Annotated in this window: 18 protein-coding genes; 13 read left to right on the top strand and 5 right to left on the bottom strand. The window is 54.2% G+C overall.

Translation table 11 applies throughout. The features are described 5' to 3' along the window. The first annotated feature begins 67 nt into the window (after positions 1 to 67). From Q1L85_RS02010 to Q1L85_RS01985, 6 genes are all read left to right on the top strand, one after another. Positions 68 to 754 carry a methylamine utilization protein gene (locus Q1L85_RS02010; protein ID WP_300427336.1) on the top strand — a complete coding sequence of 229 codons (687 nt, stop codon included), beginning with the start codon at positions 68 to 70 and terminating at the stop codon, positions 752 to 754. A 3-nt stretch (positions 755 to 757) separates the two neighbouring features. Then, entirely contained in the window at positions 758 to 3145 is a 2388-nt protein-coding gene (locus tag Q1L85_RS02005) for an EAL domain-containing protein (protein ID WP_300427337.1), read from the top strand. 2 nt (positions 3146 to 3147) lie between these two features. Next, positions 3148 to 4008 (top strand): DUF3034 family protein, encoded by an 861-nt coding sequence (locus tag Q1L85_RS02000; RefSeq protein WP_300427339.1) that lies wholly within the window; start codon positions 3148 to 3150, stop codon positions 4006 to 4008. A gap of 12 nt (positions 4009 to 4020) precedes the next feature. After that, positions 4021 to 4440, top strand: coding sequence for a group 1 truncated hemoglobin (locus tag Q1L85_RS01995; RefSeq protein ID WP_300427340.1), 420 nt, complete (start codon positions 4021 to 4023; stop codon positions 4438 to 4440). 85 nt (positions 4441 to 4525) lie between these two features. Then, on the top strand, positions 4526 to 5020 hold the full coding sequence (tpx, locus tag Q1L85_RS01990; RefSeq protein WP_300432132.1) for a thiol peroxidase: 495 nt from the start codon (positions 4526 to 4528) through the stop codon (positions 5018 to 5020). Between the two features lie 48 nt (positions 5021 to 5068). Next, positions 5069 to 5932 (top strand): alpha/beta hydrolase, encoded by an 864-nt coding sequence (locus Q1L85_RS01985; RefSeq protein ID WP_300428478.1) that lies wholly within the window; start codon positions 5069 to 5071, stop codon positions 5930 to 5932. 62 nt (positions 5933 to 5994) lie between these two features. Here Q1L85_RS01985 and Q1L85_RS01980 read toward each other — a convergent pair whose 3' ends face one another. Both Q1L85_RS01980 and Q1L85_RS01975 read right to left on the bottom strand, forming a co-directional pair. Further along, positions 5995 to 7773: a sodium:solute symporter family protein gene (locus tag Q1L85_RS01980; protein WP_300428481.1), complete on the bottom strand. Its 1779-nt coding sequence runs from the start codon at positions 7771 to 7773 to the stop codon at positions 5995 to 5997. 14 nt (positions 7774 to 7787) lie between these two features. After that, the gene (locus tag Q1L85_RS01975; RefSeq protein WP_300428482.1) at positions 7788 to 8057 is read right to left on the bottom strand and encodes a DUF4212 domain-containing protein; all 270 of its coding nucleotides are present in this window, start codon (positions 8055 to 8057) and stop codon (positions 7788 to 7790) included. Positions 8058 to 8231: 174 nt separating this feature from the next. Here Q1L85_RS01975 and Q1L85_RS01970 point away from each other — a divergent pair, with 174 nt between their 5' ends. Beyond that, positions 8232 to 8888: a MarC family protein gene (locus Q1L85_RS01970; protein WP_300432129.1), complete on the top strand. Its 657-nt coding sequence runs from the start codon at positions 8232 to 8234 to the stop codon at positions 8886 to 8888. On the opposite strand, the gene Q1L85_RS01965 is transcribed toward Q1L85_RS01970, so the two are convergent. Continuing rightward, positions 8793 to 11138 carry an RND family transporter gene (locus Q1L85_RS01965; RefSeq protein WP_300432127.1) on the bottom strand — a complete coding sequence of 782 codons (2346 nt, stop codon included), beginning with the start codon at positions 11136 to 11138 and terminating at the stop codon, positions 8793 to 8795. The two genes, Q1L85_RS01970 and Q1L85_RS01965, sit on opposite strands and share 96 nt — an antisense overlap. Before the next feature lie 130 nt (positions 11139 to 11268). Here Q1L85_RS01965 and Q1L85_RS01960 point away from each other — a divergent pair, with 130 nt between their 5' ends. Then, a complete protein-coding gene (locus Q1L85_RS01960; RefSeq protein WP_373914375.1) occupies positions 11269 to 12609 on the top strand; it encodes a deoxyguanosinetriphosphate triphosphohydrolase in 1341 nt (446 codons plus the stop codon). Here Q1L85_RS01960 and Q1L85_RS01955 read toward each other — a convergent pair. Next, on the bottom strand, positions 12587 to 13600 hold the full coding sequence (locus Q1L85_RS01955) for an alpha/beta hydrolase (protein ID WP_300428533.1): 1014 nt from the start codon (positions 13598 to 13600) through the stop codon (positions 12587 to 12589). The two genes, Q1L85_RS01960 and Q1L85_RS01955, sit on opposite strands and share 23 nt — an antisense overlap. Positions 13601 to 13692: 92 nt before the next feature. On the opposite strand from Q1L85_RS01955, the gene lepB reads away from it, so the two are divergent. From lepB to Q1L85_RS01930, 5 genes are all read left to right on the top strand, one after another. Then, positions 13693 to 14523: a signal peptidase I gene (gene lepB / locus Q1L85_RS01950; RefSeq protein WP_300428535.1), complete on the top strand. Its 831-nt coding sequence runs from the start codon at positions 13693 to 13695 to the stop codon at positions 14521 to 14523. A gap of 185 nt (positions 14524 to 14708) precedes the next feature. Next, positions 14709 to 15134, top strand: coding sequence for a hypothetical protein (locus Q1L85_RS01945; protein WP_300428537.1), 426 nt, complete (start codon positions 14709 to 14711; stop codon positions 15132 to 15134). Between the two features lie 103 nt (positions 15135 to 15237). Beyond that, positions 15238 to 17274: a M6 family metalloprotease domain-containing protein gene (locus tag Q1L85_RS01940; RefSeq protein ID WP_300432125.1), complete on the top strand. Its 2037-nt coding sequence runs from the start codon at positions 15238 to 15240 to the stop codon at positions 17272 to 17274. Positions 17275 to 17298: 24 nt separating this feature from the next. Then, complete coding sequence (gene rrtA, locus Q1L85_RS01935; protein WP_300432123.1) at positions 17299 to 17889, top strand: rhombosortase; 591 nt, start codon at positions 17299 to 17301, stop codon at positions 17887 to 17889. Continuing rightward, positions 17858 to 18409, top strand: coding sequence for an NUDIX hydrolase (locus tag Q1L85_RS01930; protein WP_300432121.1), 552 nt, complete (start codon positions 17858 to 17860; stop codon positions 18407 to 18409). The genes rrtA and Q1L85_RS01930 overlap by 32 nt, the downstream gene beginning before the upstream one ends. 13 nt (positions 18410 to 18422) lie before the next feature. Here the strand turns inward: Q1L85_RS01930 and Q1L85_RS01925 are convergent, their stop codons facing one another. Further along, positions 18423 to 19466 carry an AraC family transcriptional regulator gene (locus tag Q1L85_RS01925; RefSeq protein WP_300427132.1) on the bottom strand — a complete coding sequence of 348 codons (1044 nt, stop codon included), beginning with the start codon at positions 19464 to 19466 and terminating at the stop codon, positions 18423 to 18425. Between the last annotated feature and the right edge of the window lie 215 nt (positions 19467 to 19681).

Below are 19681 nucleotides of genomic sequence, written 5' to 3'. Positions count from 1 at the left end.
ATCTGTTTTGCGGACATGCGGTTTCTCTACTAACGTTAAGAGAGACCTTAAGGAGTCCGGAAACCCTATGTCGTATCTTTACAGATGCATCGCACAACGCCCGGGAAGTGTGTGTGTCGCTCTGATTCTGGCGCTGGCCAGTGTACAGGGTCAGGCTCTGGAACTCCTTATCCGCGATCAGCATGGGCAGCCGGTGGAAAATGCTGTTGTGACGGTTGTCGGTGGCAGCCCGGCGAAGGCAGAACCGCAGGTGCGGATTATGGATCAGGTAAACCGCGCCTTCATGCCGCACGTCCTGCTGATCAACGCGGGCGATCAGGTGGAGTTCCCGAACAGCGATAACATACGCCACCACGTCTATTCGTTCTCAGAACCTAAGGTATTTGAAATAAAACTCTACGCAGACCGCCCAAAGGCCCCGCTGTCGTTCGGGACACCGGGTGTTGTCGTGCTCGGGTGCAATATTCACGACACTATGCTGGGCTACATTTATGTGTCACCGACTCCCCATGCGGCGATGTCTGATAAAGAGGGCAGAGTCTCTGTGCCGGTGCCCAGCGGGTACGAAGGGCTTACTGTCTGGCATGAGTTTTATGCACTCAGTGAAACCGAGGTACTGGAAATGACCGCCGCCGAGGTGCAGTCCTCTCCGAAGCAGGATGGGACTGCCCAGATAACCATTGAATTGCTGCCTCCGGCCCCTGTTGAGCAGGCGCCTCCGGAGACGGGGTTCGGAAACTCAATGAGAAGGTAAGTTGTGAGAATTATTTCACGGGTTCTTACCAGTCTACGCAGCCAGATCCTGGCGTTCACCACAGTGTTGCTTACCGTGTCACTGGGAGCGGTGCTGCTTGTTGTTCTGTACAACAGTAATGCAGCCATCCGCGAATCTGTGAATGAAGACATGGACCGGGCCGTGAATGGGTTGCGCAGCTCCATGGAATCAACGCAGGCGCAGCTGATTAACAGCGCGCGGGTACTGGTGTCTGACTTTGGCTTTAAGCAGGCGGTTGCCAGTGGCGACCGTAATACCGTCTCATCTATGCTTGCCAATCACGGCGACCGCCTCGACGCCGATCTGATGTTTATTCTGAATCTGGACGGTACCGTTCTTTCTACCACCAATCATGATATGCCTGCTGGCAGTCCGTTTCCGTATGGTGAGGTGACTCAGACCGTGCGGCGCGGAAATCTGCAGGCGGATTTCTTCGTGTTCGGTGAGAGTATTTATGAAGTGGTTCTGGTGCCAGTCAGAACGCCAAGAATCAGTGCTATCGCCGGGGTGGGGCTGAAGATCACCCGGGATCAGATACGACGTATGCTGCCTGACCTGAGAGTGCATATTATTTTTACGAATGGTATTCCGGGGCAGACACTGGCGAATAACGATGATTGGGTCGTTGTATCGACCCTCGACAGTCTTGGCGATGTCGTCGAAGCTATCCGTTCACCCGAAACATTCTCAAGCGCCTTTCGTGTACCTTTTTTCGGTGAATATCAGAAGTATTCCAGTCGATTCGTGAATATCGGAGAGACAGACAGCTCTGATGTGCAGATCATTCTTGCTGACAGTCTCGACAGCTTTTACTCAGGTTACGATTCTATCCGTAATAAAATCCTGATCATTGCCATCAGTATTATTGCTTTGGCCATTGCGGGTAGCTTCGCGATTGCCCATGGTCTGACTGTGCCGCTGAAAGTGTTGGCAAAAGCGTCGGAAGATATTGCTGAAGGACGATATACCCGACTCACCAATATGTCGGTCAGCAGTATAGAAATAAGCACCCTGGTGACGGCGTTCAAACGCATGAAAAAAGATCTGGCAGAACGTGAAGATCGTATCCGTTATCAGGCCAGTCATGACTCGCTGACGGGGCTTCTTAATCGCGATGCCATGATCGAAGCTGTCGGTGCCAGAACGGAAGAAAAAACGCCCTTTATTCTCCTCGGAATTAACCTGGTTGGGTTTAAGACCATCAATGACAGCCTGGGCGTAGAGATTGGTGATCAGTGCCTGCAGACCATTGCCGAACGCTTAAAAAACATCGCCAGTGACGGCATTGCAGCCCGTCACTCTGCCGATGAGTTTTCCGTGGTTCTGGAGTCTCCGGAAGAGGCAGAAAAAAATGGTCTTATGCTGCTCTGTACCCGGGTGATTAATAAGTTATCTGCGCCGATGCAGCTGGATGGCGTCAGTGTCAGCGTCGATTGCCGTGCAGGCTTTATTCATTTTCCGACTCAGGCTGAAGACGCAGAGCTTCTGATCCGTCGTGGCAATATTGCGATGGAACACGCGATCACCACAAATACGTCACTTTATTTTTATCAGGAAGGGCAGGATAAAGTTCACCTCAAGAAAATTAAGATTCTGAAACATCTGAAAGAAACACTGCAGAACGATGATGGGCAGCTACAGATGTACTACCAACCAAAGCTGAATCTGCGCACGGGCAAAATAGAAAAAGCCGAGGCATTGATTCGCTGGTTTCACCCGGACGAAGGTTTTATTCCTCCGGATATGTTTATTGAGCTTGCCGAGCAGACCGGGCTTATTGGTCTGGTGACGAACTGGGTCATCAGTCGTGTGCTGGATGATATGGTGAAGATGAAAGCCAACGGGGTGACTCTGCAGGTCTCAATTAACCTGTCGGCACAGGACCTGAGTAACGAGGGCCTGAGAAACCTGATCGAACACAAGCTGACAGATAACCGGCTGAATGCATCCGAAGTCTGCCTTGAGGTAACCGAGCGCGACATGATGACCGACGTCGGCAAAAGCCTTGAGTTGCTTAACTATTATCGCGACAGGGGTTTTCAGTTGTCGGTTGATGACTACGGGGTAGGCTATTCTGCACTGGCAAAACTGGCAGAGTTGCCGGTTCACGAACTGAAAATCGATAAATGCTTTATTCTGAAACTGGCATCGCAGAAAGATGACCAGATTATTGTCCGCTCAACAGTATCGATGGCTCATGAACTGGGCCTGAGTGTGGTTGCTGAAGGCGTGGAAGACCTGGAGTCGCAGCAGTGGCTTGCTGATGTGGGTTGCGATTTTATCCAGGGGTATTACCTGGCCCGACCCATGTCACTGGATGCAGTCATTGACTGGGTGGATGAATATCGCTCTGAGAAACCAACGGAGTAACTATGGCAACGTATCTGAACTGGAAGAAAAAGACAGTATTACCAGCTGTCGTCGCAGGGCTCGTGTCTTTGCCTGCGCTCGCGGACAGCCGCCTGCTGGCGACATCGGGCGTTACTCAGGTGGAAGGCTCCGCGGGTGGCGGACTGGTTCCCTGGGCGGTAATGAGTGGTTATGCCGATGAAGGCGAATGGTCTGCCGGGGTGTTTCATACAGTCACCGACGTGCAGGACTACCGCCTGACTGTCGACGGTGCCAGCTATAGCCGGGACAACCGTTTTGAAATCTCTGCTGCCCAGCAGAGGTTCGAAATAAAGGGTCTGGCCGGAGATATCCGCCAGGAAATCTATGGCGCCAAAGTCCGCGTGCTGGGTGATCTTATTTACGATGCAGCGCCTCAGGTTGCGGCGGGAATCCAGTATAAGCGCCTGCTTGACGGTGACATCGCCTCGCTGGTGGGAGCTGAGAATGATTCCTCTGGTGTCGATATCTACGTTTCTGCGACCAAAGTGCACCTGGCGGCATTGGGTGGCTATCACCTGCTCTGGAACGCCACTCTGCGGGCCACCAAGGCTAATCAGATGGGGCTTCTTGGTTATGGCGGAGACGACAACAACAGTTACGAACTGATGCCGGAAGTATCGGCGCTGGTTCTGCTCCGGGAAGGGGTGGCTGTGGGGGCGGAATACCGCAGTAAGCCCGATAACCTGTCGGCATTTTCAGAAGATGGCTATGCCGATGTATTTATCGCCTGGTTTCCGAATAAACAGGTCAACCTGACCTTTGCCTACGCTGACCTCGGAAGTGTCGCCGGCTCGGAAGATCAGAATGGTCTCTATGCTTCACTCACCGCTTATTTCAGATAAGGAGAGAGCAGAATGAAGAAGGTTACCCGTACTTTACTGGTCAGTGCCTGCCTGCTGGGGGCTGGCCCCGCTATGGCGACAACCCTGTACGACGATTTAGGCGGTAAAGAGGGCATCGCCGTCGTCGTTGACGGATTTATCAACGAAATTTCTTACGACCAGAATATAGTGAAATTTTTTGCGCAGACCGACATTAAGCGTCTGCGCGAGAAGCTTGAAGAGCAGCTATGTATGGTCAGTGATGGACCCTGTGAATACACCGGCGACAGCATGGAAGACGTGCATGCGGGCATGCAGATTACTACGGGAGAGTTTAACCGGGTGGTTGAATTACTGCAGAATGCTATGAACCAGGCGGGGGTGGCGTACCCCGTTCAGAATCGTCTGATAAAACGCCTCGCCCCCATGCGGCCAGAGATTATTCACCGCTGATTTGCCCACTCTGATCTCCGCGGTTGATTGCTATCGCGGAGATCAGAAGGCATAGTAGCCAGACGTTTTTATCTGAGGTGATTTTATGGCTACTGTAACGTTAAAAGGCAATCCATTTACCACATGTGGCGATCTGCCGGCGGTGGGTTCTGCGGCACCAGCGTTTACCCTGACAGGTGCAGATCTGGGTGATCTGACCAGCGCTGACGTAGCAGGTAAGCGCGTAGTACTGAATATTTTCCCTTCGGTGGACACTCCGACCTGCGCCACCTCAGTCCGTAAATTCAACGAAAAAGCCGCATCACTGGATAACGTCGTCGTTATCTGTGTATCGGCGGATCTGCCGTTTGCGATGGCACGTTTCTGCGGTGCAGAAGGTCTCGATAACGTGAAAGTGGGCTCTGTGTTCCGTTCCGGCTTCGGTGAAGATTTCGGTGTGACCTTTGCTGATGGTCCTCTGAAAGGTCTGTTGTCCCGCTCGGTCGTGGTTCTCGATACTGATGGCAAAGTCCTGCACACCGAACAGGTGGCGGAAACTGCCGACGAACCAGATTATGAGGCTGCGCTCAACGCACTCTGATTGATCACTCCGGGTGCCCGTCCGGGCTCCCGGCCTACAGGTCTCCCTATGTTCCGAAAACTTGTCTGGTTACCGGTAGCCTCTCTGATCAGTGCCTGTAGCCCTCTCGGGTTGGTCAACGCTGTTTCTAATGTGTACCAGGTCGATGAGCGACGTGACATCGCTTACGGTGAACTTGATCGCCAGACCCTCGATCTGTATCTGCCGCGCACTTCTGGCGCGGGACACACCCAGGTCATACTTTTCTTTTATGGCGGCAGCTGGAATTCAGGCAGTCGTGCAGAATACCGTTTTGTCGGACGTCGTCTGGCAGACGAAGGCTATATCGTCGCGGTGGCGGATTACCGTCTGTACCCGGATGTACGTTATCCGGACTTTTTATATGACAGCGCAAAAGCCGTTAAAAAGGTCAGTGAACTGATTCACAGCGACATGCTGAGTGCATTTAATCCATCCGCCCGGATCACGCTGATGGGGCACAGTGCTGGCGCTTATAATGCGGCGATGATGGCATTGGACCCGCGATGGTTAAAAAACGAATCACTGGAGCGGGAGTCGACGATTAACGGTTGGGTCGGGCTGGCGGGCCCATATGACCTGTACCCCATCTCTGTCGAAGACGTGAAGCCGGTATTTTTCCATCCGGATTACCCAGCGGATTCGAACCCGATTGATTTTGCAGATCAGGCTGTAGTTCCTTCGTTGTTGCTGGTCCCGGAGGATGATGATCTGGTTAACCCTGACAGAAATTCGAGGGCGTTAGCTGACAGGCTGTCGCAGCAGAAAGCGACCGTCCGGCTGGAAGAAATTCAGGGGACTAACCACTCCACATTGATCGGAACCCTGTCTCCTGTGCTGTTTTTTAAAGGCAGCAGTCTCGCACCGATTAACGACTTTATTCAGTCTCTCTGAGATTTATCCGCACATAAAAAAGCCCCGGTAAAGACCGGGGCTGAAGTTAAGGCGGTGAAGGATCAGTGATCCTGTGCTCCACCGGCACCTTTGGGTACGCGGATGTCTTCCACCATCTGGCGGATATCATCCGGCACAGGGGCTGTCACGCTGGACACCGCGAAGGCCACCACGAAGTTAAGCAGTGCGCCGAGTGCACCAAAGGCTTCCGGAGCGATGCCCAGGAACCAGTTATCCGGGGTGTTTGCCAGCAGTTCAGTGCCAGGAATAAACAGGAAGCCTTTGTAGCTGAAGATATACAGCAGCGTACTCAGGAGACCCACCAGCATGCCCGCAATGGCACCGGCTTTGTTTATCCGCGTGGAGAAAATACCCATCATCAGTACCGGGAAGATGGACGATGCGGCAAGACCAAATGCCAGTGCGACCACCTGAGCAGCAAACCCTGGCGGATTCAGGCCCAGATAACCCGCCACCAGAATCGCGCCAGCCATAGCAACACGTGCTGCCATCAGTTCGTTTTTCTCACTGATGTCCGGCATAAAGGTGCGCTTCAGCAGGTCGTGGGAAATCGCAGTTGAGATCGCCAGCAACAGGCCTGCAGCGGTAGACAGTGCAGCAGCCAGACCACCGGCAGCAACGAGGGCAATCACCCAGTTTGGCAGTTTGGCAATTTCAGGGTTCGCCAGAACCATGATGTCGCGGTCGACTTTCACCATTTCATTGCCTTTCCAGCCATATTCGCTTTCAGCTTTCGCAGCAAACTCAGGGTTCTTGTCGTTGTAGTACTGGATACGACCATCCCCGTTTTTGTCTTCAAACTGCAGCAGGCCAGTGTTTTCCCAGTTTTTGAACCAGTCGGGACGCTCTGCGTACACCAGGTTACCCTCAGGGGAGCCCACTTCGCCGTGCTGAATAGTGTTGGTCAGGTTCAGACGAGCCATAGAACCTACTGCAGGCGCAGTGGTATACAGAATCGCGATGAACAGCAGTGCCCAACCCGCAGACGTACGGGCATCACTTACTTTAGGTACAGTGAAGAAACGGATGATAACGTGCGGCAGACCCGCAGTACCCAGCATCAATGACAGGGTATACATCATCATATTAAAAGTGCCGCCTTTCTGCGCTGTGTACTCGGCAAAACCAAGATCGACCAGGGTCTGATCCAGTTTCAGCAGCAGGGGAGTGCCGTCTGCGGTATCACTCAGAAGACCCAGCTGCGGCAGCGGATTGCCCGTCAGGTTCAGTGAAATAAATACGGCAGGCACTGTGTAGGCGAAAATCAGTACGCAGTATTGCGCAATCTGAGTGTAGGTAACGCCTTTCATACCACCCAGTACGGCGTAGAAGAATACGATTGCCATGCCTGCGTACAGGCCGGTTGCGTATTCAACGTCAAGAAAGCGGGAGAAAGCGACCCCGATCCCCTTCATCTGGCCGATTACGTAGGTCAGAGAGGCAACAATCAGACAGATCACGGCCACGATACGGGCTGTGCTCGAATAGAAACGGTCGCCGATAAAATCTGGCACGGTAAATTTACCGAACTTGCGCAGATACGGCGCAAGGCAGAGTGCCAGCAATACATAACCACCAGTCCAGCCCATCAGGAAGATGGATGCATCGTATCCCTGGAAGGCAATCAGGCCAGCCATTGAGATAAATGATGCAGCGGACATCCAGTCAGCAGCGGTGGCCATACCGTTCGCGACAGGGTGAACCCCGCGTCCGGCAGCGTAGTATTCACCGGTTGTGCCTGCACGGGCCCAGATGGCGATACCGATGTAGAGGCTGAAAGTCAGGCCGACTACGATATAGGTTAATGTCTGCAGATCCATAATGCGCTCCTCTCTTATTCGTCGTCGTCAACGCCGAACTCACGGTCGAGTTCACGCATTTTTTTTGCGTAGACAAACACAATGATCAGGAACGCATAGATGGATCCCTGTTGTGCAAACCAGAAGCCCAGGCCAACGCCACCCACCGGAATTGCATCCAGTACGGGACGTAACAGAATCCCGAATCCGTATGAAACGACTGCCCAGATCACAAGCAGTACAAACATCAGGTTCAGGTTTTTGCGCCAGTAGGCTTTTTTATCTTCATCAGACCGGAAAGCCATAGTCCTCTCCTCATTTTTTATAAGTACCATTCCAAACTAGCAGTACTGAAGCTGCTGATAACAGCTAGACCTTGGTATTACCGACGGTGCAGTACGGGCTGGGACGCAGTCGTGGAGATGACCGGCTTTGGGTGTTAGGCTTCGTCAGAATCGTAATTTCTGAAGGAGTGAAAAATGGGTGAAATCGCAGCAGTGACGCTGGCTACGCTCTTTGCGACGGTCAGTCCGATCGATATCTCTGCGATCTTTGCGGCGCTCACGAATGGCATGTCGGCAAAGGAAAGAAAGCGGACAGCCGTACGTGCAGTCGTGATTGCGACCATAGTCTTACTCCTGTTCGCATTTCTGGGAGAAGCCCTCCTTAACACGCTGGGAATTTCTCTGGCATCACTGCGCACCGCAGGGGGGATTATTCTTCTCCTGATTGGTATTGAGATGGTATTTGCCCGTTCTTCCGGAGCCAGCAGCACCACAGAGCAGGAAGATGAAGAAGCGCTGGAGCGCCATGACGTGTCTGTTTTTCCCATGGCGCTGCCTTTGATTGCCGGACCGGGGAGCATGGGGGCGGTGATGCTGATGATGGCCCATGCGTCAGGCCTTGGAGGTCAGCTGACCGTTGTGGCGTGCGTGTTGCTGATTATGCTGCTCACGCTCGTCTGCCTGTTGGCGGCAACCCCGATCACCCGCCTGCTCGGTGTTACCGGCATGCAGGTGATTATGCGGGTGATGGGTGTATTACTCTGTGCGCTGGCGGTTCAGTTTATCTTCGACGGTATCGGTGACAGCGGTCTGCTCAGTGGACAAGTTGCGGCGGTCAGTCAGCATCAGTAGCGGCGGAAGCAGCAGGAAGTCGATCACCAGAGCCACGGCAATCGTCAGTGCCAGCAGCAGTCCCATCGCGCGACTCGGGTTGAAATGCGAGAATTCCATCACGGTGAAACCTCCGACCAGAATGGCGGAGGTAATCATCAGGGCCACGCCCACAGTGTGAAATGCGTAACGGATGGCATCTTCGACAGATTTCCGCAGAGTCAGGCGGGCATAGTTGTATTTGCTGAGAAAGTGCACGGTATCGTCTACCACAATTCCCAGAGACAGGCAGGCGACCACCGACGTTGCGGTATCAATATGCCCGTACAGGACGCCCCAGAGTCCGTAGGCCATCAGTGCCGGAAGAACGTTGGGGACCATACTGATCAGGCCCATCCGCCAGGAGCGCAGCGCGGCGATCATCAGCAGAGAGATAATAATCAGTGCCGTCCCTGTGCCTTCCATCATTGCGACGACGTTTCTGTGCGTCAGGTTCGCAAACACCACATCAAGGCCTGTCGTCTCGTTAATCATCAGCAGCGGTGCATGGGTGGCTGCCCAGTCGGTCGCCTTGCGTTCGAGTGCCAGAATTGTGGCTGAATCCGTACGATGCAGGCTGGCCGACAGACGCGTGGCACTGCGGTCGCTGGTCATGGTGGTGTCCAGCCCCAGGCCGAGTGGCAGAGACAGTTCGTACAGGAGCAGGTACTGGGCGGCGGCATCTGCGGTGGCAGGAATGCGGTACCACTGAGGGTCATCGCCATGCAGATCCTGATTGAGACGTTTCAGCGTGTCGGACAGGGCACTCACATGAACGACTTCGGGCTGACTCCGCAGCCATTCAGCGAAATCGTCCAGCTGCTGCAGATACGCGGGCTCGTTAATGCCATCTGCTTTGCCACTGTCCGCGACAAAGTAGAGTACGTGCAGACCCTGGAGGGATTCTTCAATGTGATCAACGGTGCGGCGAACTTCGAAACTCTCATCAAAAAATTCGTGCCAGCTTTCGGTAATGTCATTACGGGGAGCGAGGGAAGCGCAGCCGGCTACGACCAGCAGCATGGCAATGAACATTGGCTTGTGGTGACGGATGACGGTATCTGCAAGCCGGTCAGGCCAGCGGTGTGTGCCTTTATCCCGATGTTGAGCCGGGGCGGGCAGTAACTGCAGAATCGCTGGCAGAAAGGTGATTGTCAGTGCCCACGCCACCATCACCCCCAGGGCGATCATGTTGCCCATATCGCGGTACGGTGGTGAGTCACTGGTGTTGAGCGCCAGAACACCGACCATAGTGGTAATGCTGGTGATAAAAACCGGCGAAAAATTGAGCTTCATGCTCGCGCGCAATGATGCTTCCCGCGAATCGCCCTGACGCAGGTGAAAGTAATAGGTGACCAGGATATGAATCGTATCGGCGACGGCGATGGTCATAATGGCCGTTGGCACAAACCCGGTCGGTGGCGTCAGGGTGTACCCCGCCCAGCCGAATATCCCCATTGTGATCAGCACTGACATGCCGATCAGCGCACTGATCAGAACGACCCCGGAAATTGTCCGCAACAACACCAGCATAATGATCAGCATCACCAGGTAGGAGAGCATCAGCAGAGACTCGATGTCCTGCTGGATGGCTTCACCCATGGTGACATTGGAGGTGGCTGATCCACCCAGTTCGATCAGGTAGTCGGGGTAATCCGGCCTGATACGGTCGAGCAGGGCACGGGCCGCCGCCACGGCCTCTTTGGAGGCTTCTGAGCTGTTTTCGCCGGGCAGGTTCAGCATCAGGTTTATGCCCGTGACCCGGGCATCGGGTGACAAGAGTTTCAGCAGGATATCGGCGTCTGCAAGCGCCGTGTTCTGTAATTCTGAGAGATCGTCGGGTAACTCCCCGCTACGGAAAAAATCATCGATCAGCAGTTCATCACCGTCGACCTGGGTGTACTGATAATTCTGCAGCGAATCAACCCGCTGCACATAAGGAAGCGTCCATCCTTCCTGTGTCAGCCGTTCGGTCAGCGTCAGGCCAACCGGAGTAAACAGACTGTCTTCGGGAGCAGTGACCAGAAAATACAGATTATCCTGGCGGGAAAAACGGGTTTCCATCGCCTCAAAGGCATTCAGTTGAGGATTCTGATCACTGAAGTATTTACGGAAGTCACTGGTAAATGTCAGGTTCAGGGTGCCTGCGGCACTGGTGAACAGAGCCACCGCCGTCAGGACCAGAATCAGGATTGGATGGCGTTGAATAAAACTGAGATATCGTTCCAGCATTAAGAAAAACCTCGTAAGACTGCGTAAATCCTAATTCAGACTTATCCGAGTGCAAGGTCCGGCCGGGACAGTCGAGCGTCAGCAGACTATAATGCCCGGCATATTTTCAGAGAGACACAACAGGGGCGTAATGATGTCGCAGAGGATGCAGTGGGAACGTCTTTTCTCTCCGGTGAGGTTTGGGGAACTGCAGGGAAATCTGGCGCTGGAAAGTGGCCGGACTCCCTTTCACAAAGATTACGACCGGATCATATTTTCCTCGGCATTCCGTCGTCTCGACCGGAAAACGCAGGTTCATCCGCTGTCAGAAAATGATCATGTGCACACCCGCCTGACCCACAGTCTTGAGGTAGGGTGCGTCGGACGCTCGTTAGGTATCCGGGTGGGCGAAATGCTGGGACGCAGTCTGCCGGCCCATGTTGACCCCAGCGACATCGGAGCGATGGTGCAGGCAGCCTGCCTGGCACACGACATCGGCAATCCTCCTTACGGTCATACTGGTGAAGATGCAATCCGCCATTTCTTTGTCTCTGCAGAGAACGCGCACTTCCTGGAAGGGCTGACCGCCGCAGAACGACACGACCTCCAGACATTCGAGGGGAATGCGCAGGGCTTCCGGATCGTGACTCAGGTGGAGTATCACAGGTTTGAAGGCGGGATGAGGCTGACGTACGGCACACTGGGCGCATTTCTTAAGTACCCCTGGACGGTGGACTATGTCACCCGTGGCGAACAGAAAAAATTCGGCTGTTTCGCCACCGAACTGCCAATCCTTGAAGAGGTCGCCGAAACTCTGGGCCTGCTGCGCACCGGACCCAACAGCTGGTGCCGTCATCCACTCGTGTATCTGCTCGAAGCGGCAGATGACATCTGTTACGGCCTGATTGATCTTGAGGATGGCATCGAGCTTGGGTTGCTGCGTTACACCGAGGTAGAAGATCTGCTGGAGCCTCTGCTTGAAGAGCGCTGGGAACAGATCAGTGAAGACCTGGATAAGGCCGACAACGACCGCCGCCGGTTACAGATCCTGCGAGGGCAGGCGATGGAAGCGATGGTCAGTGCCGTCGCAAAAGCGTTTATCCGGGAACAGGATGCGCTGCTTGAAGGACGCCTGCAGGGCAGCATCATAGATCATTGCCCGGCCACCGTCCGTGAGTTAGTGGCCGGCGCAAAACGCATGGCCAGAGAACGTATTTTTAACGACAGTCGGAAGCTTGCGATTGAGGTGGGCTCCTATGGCACTCTCAGTGTTCTGCTGGACAACTTTCTCAGCGCTGTGCACGAATGCGTCACAGACGGACAGGCCACCTTCCGCAACCGCCGTATCCTTGATCTTATGGGACGTTCGGCCCCTCAGCCGCACTGGTCACTGTATGAGGCCTACATGCGCGCACTCGATTTTATTTCAGGTATGACAGATAACTTTGCCGCAGATATGGCGCGGCAGTTCAGTGGTTATCAGCCTGATTAAGCCAGTCGAGCGAGGATGCATGATCGTTAGCGGCGCTGCGATCATCCTCAGGCAGGCGACGCAGCGATTTCCGCAATTGTCTGGCCTGCCACTTTTTCTCTGATTTCTTCAGGTGTCTGACCATCAGCCGGGTCAGTCGGGGCACCAGAGCCTCGGGAAAATCGTGGCCCATCCCAAAGATAATTTTAAGCTTTGAGCGTCGTATCAGTGCGGCAGTTTCAATGCCCATGGTGACCGGTACCAGAGGGTCATCTGCGCCGTGAATAACCAGAGTACGCGCTTTGATTTTCTGCAGCAGTCGCCGTCGGTCCCCGGCGTGGGTGATGGCCGCGAGCTGACGCTTAAAGCCGAGAGGACTGGCGGTACGTTCCCAGGAGGTTTCTGCCAGGCGCTGCAGTTCGTCGTCTTTCATCGGATAGCCCGGACTGCCGATCATACGGTTCATCCGGGTAATGTACTCAATATGAGCGTCGCGATTACGTGAGCCGGGACGACGGGCGAGATGCAGCAGCATCTGCAACTGACTGACGGGCAGTCTCGGGGCGGTGGCGGATGACATGATCGAAGTCAGACTGCGGATGCGGCGCCTGTGCTTCGCCGCCAGAATCTGAGCAATCATGCCGCCCATTGAGGCGCCGGCAACATGCGCGCTGTCCAGCTCCAGAGTGTCCATCAGGGCAATCACATCGCGTGCCATATCTTTGAGTGTGTAGGGTACGGCGGGTTTCTTTTTCGCCAGTCGGGTACCCAGCCAGACACGGATAATACTGGGATTTCCGTGTTCTTCGAGGGCGGTGGATTCGCCTGAGTCGCGATTGTCAAAGCGGATCACACGAAACCCTTTAGCGGCGATGTTACGGCACAGGGAATCGGGCCAGACATGCATCTGTGCACCCAGTCCCATAATCAGAATCAGCGGCGGGTCCTGAGGATTTCCGATCGATTCGTACGCCAGCTCTATTCCGTCCCGGGTCCGGACTCTTGTCATCATTTTGCTCCGCATGGCCGGTGCTGGTGGCTATCACCCCCGGCGCCAGTTAGAATGCCTGACACTCAAGCGTGCAGCAGGAATGTGACAGTTTTATGGAACTAGATTTACCCCTGATTCTGATGTGGGCGACTGCGGTCACCGGCATTATCTCCCTCGCGGACTTTGTGTTCTTCCGCAAGAAGCGCCAGGCAGCCGCCGAGGCTCTGATCAGCGCCGGTGCTGATGATGAGGCTCTGAAAGACGCCGAGCGCGAGCCGTATATCATAGAAACCTCCAAATCTTTCTTCCCTGTACTGGCACTGGTATTTGTTCTGCGTTCATTTCTGGCAGAACCTTTTCAGATCCCTTCCGGGTCTATGGAACCCGGCCTGATAACGGGCGATTTTATTCTTGTCAGCAAGTTCTCCTACGGGCTGAGAATGCCAGGCAGTGGGGCCACTCTGGTGCCTCTGGGCGAGCCGGAGCGGGGTGACGTGATGGTGTTCTTCCCACCGGGGGATAACCGCTACTTTATCAAGCGGGTGATTGGCCTGCCGGGGGATCACGTGGAGTACCGTAACCTCAGACTTACCGTCAATGGCGAAGAAATCCCGGTTGAGGCCTTAGGTGGCGTACCTTCTTATAATCCGACGTATTTTGAAGGCCGCGAGACACACGACAACGCGGAACCGGTTGTGAAGTGGTTGGTTGCACGCGGTGGCGCCCCGGGTGAGGCGCGTCTGTTCGGTGGTCCTGAAGGTGAATGGGACGTCCCCGAAGGCAGTTACTTTATGATGGGTGATAACCGGGGCAACAGCGGAGACAGCCGTATGTGGGGCTTTGTGCCGGAAGAGAACATCGTCGGGAAAGCCGTAGCGGTCTGGATGCATTGGGAAAGCTGGACCAGCCTGCCTTCCTTCTCCCGTAACAAGGTGATCGACTGATGGTTGCAAAGAAGCGCAATGGAAAAGATTGCCGCTTCTGCCAGCGCAGCCGCTGGCTGATGGTTGTGACTATGCTGGTTGTCATGATTGGCATAGTCATAATTAATCAGCCCGGCTGAGCTGGTGAATTAAATTTCAGAAAAATCCTCTCCCGAGGGCTGGATATTTATACCCGGGAGAATACAATGCGCGCTTTCCCAGCCAATGAAGTCGATGTGATGAGCCTGACGAGACATCTGAAAGGTAAAACACTCAGTTTTGTTGACCGCATCATGCCGGTTAAACCACTGGAAAGAACACCCGAAGAGCAGCTCCTGCTCGACCGCGAATCCCGCAGAATGCACCTCTATTTCTGTCCGGAATGCCCATCTTCAATCTCGATTAAACGTTACTGCGAACGCTTTGGGCTGCATGTTGTGCAGAAAGACGTTCAACGGGTGAACGCATACCGCAATGAGCTGGTGAACGGTGGTGGCGAGAGCCGTGTTCCCTGCCTTCGCGTGGACGGCAGTGAAGGAGAGTCCTGGGTTTACAGCCCAGATGAGATCCTCGAGTTCATCAATAATCGTTTTTCCGTTCTGGAAGCGCCTGCAGAGCGTACCATGCTCTGATCTGTAGCCGATTGTGGCTGATTTGTAGGAAGTTGTTACAGTAAACCGTAACCCGGGCGGGTCTGGTCTAGAGTGAAGAAAATGCTCTTACCAGCACGGGCCCATGCTGCGACTATTCTTCTTACTGTTACTGAGCGTACCCGCTCTGGCAATGACACCCCCGGCGATCGAATACGCCAATCTGCAGCTGAATGATGGCTCGGTTCATCGCGTGCACCTGCTGGGCTCACGTTCGCACCCTTATCTTGCGCTTGAAGACGGCCGACTGCTGATCGAAGAAGGGCGCACCTACTATATCGCCGAAAGTGATGACGGCGGGCTGCCGCAACGTACTGACGAAGTCTTTGGCCAGGCCCGTGGCACTGAGCCGCCTGATGATGAAATTGTGGTGGTCCCGGTAGGGGATGATTACGCTTCTGCAACGACACAGTCTGTTGCTCCGCTGCGGGTTCCGTATCGCTACGGGGGCGGAAGCTATGACCAGCCTATCCTGATCGTACGTGTGGCCTTTGCTGATCAGGAGTTTGAGTACTCTGACGCCGAAATCGCGTCGAGGATATTTACCGGTTCAGACAGCGTCTCGGCGTTCTTTCGCGAAAACTCGTATGGACAGTTCAGAATATCCGCGGCAGCCGAAACCTCAGGTACGCGCAATGATGGAATCGTATCGATAACACTCAGCTCCAACCATCCGGACTTCGGCAGTAGCTATGGCAGTGCCAGCATGCAGCTGGTGAAAAACGCGATTGCCCCCCTGGCTGATTACGTGAATCTCAGCGCCTATGACCGCAACGGCGATCTCTGGCTCGACCCATCCGAGCTGGGCATTGTTGTGCTGGTGGCCGGTTTCGAACAGGCCTACGCCAGCTCCGCCAGTACACACCCCCGTATCTGGGCGCACAAGTCTGCGGTGACAGCGACTCAGGTGGGCGGCATGTGGCTCAGTGAGTACGCGATGTTTGGTGAACAGCACGAACAGCATCTGGCGACCACGGGGATTATTGCTCATGAATTCGGTCATCTGTTACTAGACCTGCCGGACCTGTACGACAGCATAGGTATCGGCAGTGGCATCGGACGTTGGGGCCTGATGAGCTATGGAACCTGGAATTCCGCTGGCGGCCATGCTGGTGATAAACCAGCGCACCTGGTTGCCTGGGCGAAAGAATTTATCGGCTTCTCTCACGCCTACGATGAGACCAGCGGGGCATTCAGTCTCTCTGCAGCGTCTGAGTCTGATGGCTTTATCCGTCTGGATATTGATGCTTATCGTCACGGAAAGCGTGTACTGATAGAAAACCGGCAGCAGACGGGGTTCGATAAAGGCATTCCGTCCAGCGGCGTATTTATCACCGAAGTCGATGACTGGTTTGGTTTTGGCCCACTGGCGTCCCTGAGCAGTAAGCATTCAGACCTTCTGATCGGTCTGGCCAGTACCTCTGATGGCAGTGGGGTTAACGTCTCAGGTGGCACCCTGGTTACCTCTGCTCAGAGCATCCGCCTCGCGTCCGGACAGATTGTACTCAGTAACGTGCAGGGGAATGGGCAGGCGAGTCTCAGCATCGCTAACTCAGTGACGCTGAAAGGTCGGGCTGTGGGTTACGACGATGTTCCGCCAAACGGTACGTGGGGGAACTACGGAGACACCGGCCAGGTCGTTGTCGATCTCGATGTCAGCCCTTATCTCAAAAGCATTGATGGCGTTGATTTCTTCGCCCACGGTAGCGGCACCCTCGAACTGGCGTTCTATGAGGGCTTCAGCCGCTACTCCGGAGAAAAGCGTCTGGCGAGTCAGACGTTCAGCGTTACACCCGGCTGGAACCGACTGCTGTTGTCTTCGCCTGCAGAAATCGGGGTCGACCGTGTCTATATGCAGATGATCAGCACACCATCGGGCAGTCATGCACCATTCGTGGTGGATGTACAAGGCACTGCCAGTGGCCGCACTCAGGCCCGGTTGAGCAGCGAAGCCCCCTTCAGTGATGTGGATTTTGACGTGTCTGCCCGCATGTTGATTGCGACCAGTGAAGTTGCCGTTGAGCGGGCTCCGGCGACTACATCGTCGAAAAAAACCTCCGGAGGCGGCGCGTTTGTCTGGGGTTTACTGCTCGTATTCCTGCTACGTAAACGCCTATACTGACGCTTTCAGCCCGGAGGCGAAGGCGTGCGTCAATATACTGCCTGGATAGCAGTTACTCTTCTTGTGTTACTCAGTTTTCTGGTCAGTCAGTTCTGTCCTGATCTGCTGCGTTATGATCGTGAGGCTCTGCTTTCTGGTGAGGTCTGGCGACTGCTCACAGCCCACTTCAGCCATCTTTCCTTGGCCCATATGGGACTCAATCTCGCGGCACTGGCGCTGACAGCATATGTTGCGCGCCCGGGAAGAAGTGCGGGCTATCACTTTTGTCTCTGGTTGTGGTTATGTCTGTTCACTGGTGCAGGTTTACTGGCTGGCGCCCCTGATCTCTATTTTTATGTCGGTCTGTCCGGAGCCCTGCACGGAGCACTGGTTATTTATATCGCCGACTCACCTTTCTACAGTCGTCTGGTGCGTCGTCTCGTGGTTGTTATTGTGATAGGTAAGATTTTCTGGGAGCAGTCTCCCTGGTTTGACGATATGTCGAATGCAGGTTTTATCGGTGGGCGAACAGAAACCCGCTCGCATTTACTGGGTGTCGTCGCTGGTTTGATCTGGGTGGGTGTGGAATATATCAGGAGTATTTATGAGCGAGAAAAAAGGTCCCTGGACCGTTAATCAGAAAACGCTGGTGTATGAAAACCCCTGGATAGCGGTGACTCATCACGATGTGACCAACCCTGCAGGTAAGCCCGGATTATACGGCACAGTGAGCTTTCATAATCGTGCTGTTGCCGTTGTTCCCCTGGCTGACAACAAAGATATCTGGTTGGTGGGGCAGCATCGTTTTCCATTAGATGAATACCACTGGGAAGTGCCGATGGGAGGCGCACCCAAACATGAAAGTGCTGAAGCCTGTGCGTTACGGGAACTGAAAGAGGAAACCGGTCTGACTGCGCAACGTCTTACACGGCTCGGACATAAGCTTCACCTCAGCAACTGCATCAGTGATGAAGAGGGGTTTATTTTTGTCGCTGAAGGTTTAACGGAAGGTGAAACGGAGATGGAAGATACCGAGCAGCTGACAATACGTCGCCTGCCATTTGAGGAGGCCTATCAGATGGTAGAGCAGGGGCAGATTACCGATGCGCTTTCGGTTCTGGCGATTCTGAAAATGAGATTGCAGGGGCTCGCCTGAGCCCCGTTATTTCTCAGAAGGCTACAGCCGCCTGGTGGCGGAACTTCTGACGATACTGAGCCGGAGACAGGTTCACTTCTTTAATAAAGATGCGGTCCAGAGTCCGGCGGCCAGACAGCCCTATGTTCAGTGCAATCTGCTCAATCGGATCGTCTGAGTCTGTCAGCATACGCTTCGCCATTTCCAGGCGCACCTGCGTCACTATCTGTTTCAGTGACGTATCTTCCCGGTGCAGATGGCGGTTCAGCGTACGGGCGCTGATGTGGAAATAGCTGGCAACTTCCTGCTGGTTTGCATTCAGGCGGACTTTTTCCTGCAGCAGTGCTTTGCGGATGCGATCAGCAAGTGATCCGGAGCGGGCCAGTTTGCGATACTGTTCTTCAACATCCCGCTTGATCATATTGAGGATATGAGGATTGGTGTTGTGGACACCTTCATCCAGGGCGCTTGGCGCCAGCAGTATTGCGCATTCGCCGCTGTTATACGTTGTCGGCGTATTCCAGATAGCGCCCTGCTGATCCTGATATTGGGTCGCGGGGTAGGGAAGGTTAATTCCCTGAACAATCTGGCGCGTGCCGCAGAGTTGTCTGATCCAGGTCAGGATGGTGCTGATGATCAGCTCCGTGCGGTGACGCTGACTCGCCATAAAGGCGTTTTCAAAGACCGGCAGCTTCACCTTGATGGTCCCTTCCCGCGTCCGGGTGACATTCACTTCGAGCATGTCACTCAACAGGGGTGAAAACTTCTCCATATAGTAGAGCGCTTCACGCAGGGTATTACTGCAGAGGAACAGGTGGTTCAGCTGGCAGCTGCCCTGAGTGTTGAATTTCGAAGGGGGATGCACGCACAGGGCTTCGTTCCCTGTTTCTCTGATCAGCAGGCTGATCAGATCATCTGCATCTTCGACGGGGACTCGACCATCCAGATCCTTCAGCAACTTCGTTACTCTCTGGACGAGTTCATTTGTTTCTGAAAGCTCTTCGAACGTCCTGTTGCCTGCATTCTCGATAACGGGCCTGATCAGGGCGCTTGAGACGTAACCTTTTTCCATGTTCATACGCTGGTGTCTGATTTTCGGGATTATTGTTATTACAGCAGTGTTTCCGAGGTGCTCCGCTCCTCTTCCTCAACTGCCTGACCAAGATACTATACCGGGTGACAAAATTTGTCACCTGTTACCAAAGGTAGCAAAACGGTATTGGATCGCCCAATACGACAATAGCCACTAACCCTTAGTTCCCTCAGGGTTAATGGCTATTTAGGTTAAAATGC

It is taken from the genome of uncultured Thalassolituus sp., from assembly GCF_950066645.1.
Taxonomy (GTDB): domain Bacteria; phylum Pseudomonadota; class Gammaproteobacteria; order Pseudomonadales; family Oceanobacteraceae; genus Thalassolituus.
The sequence above is the reverse complement of the archived record's forward strand: the minus strand, read 5'-3'. Positions and strand labels throughout refer to the sequence as shown.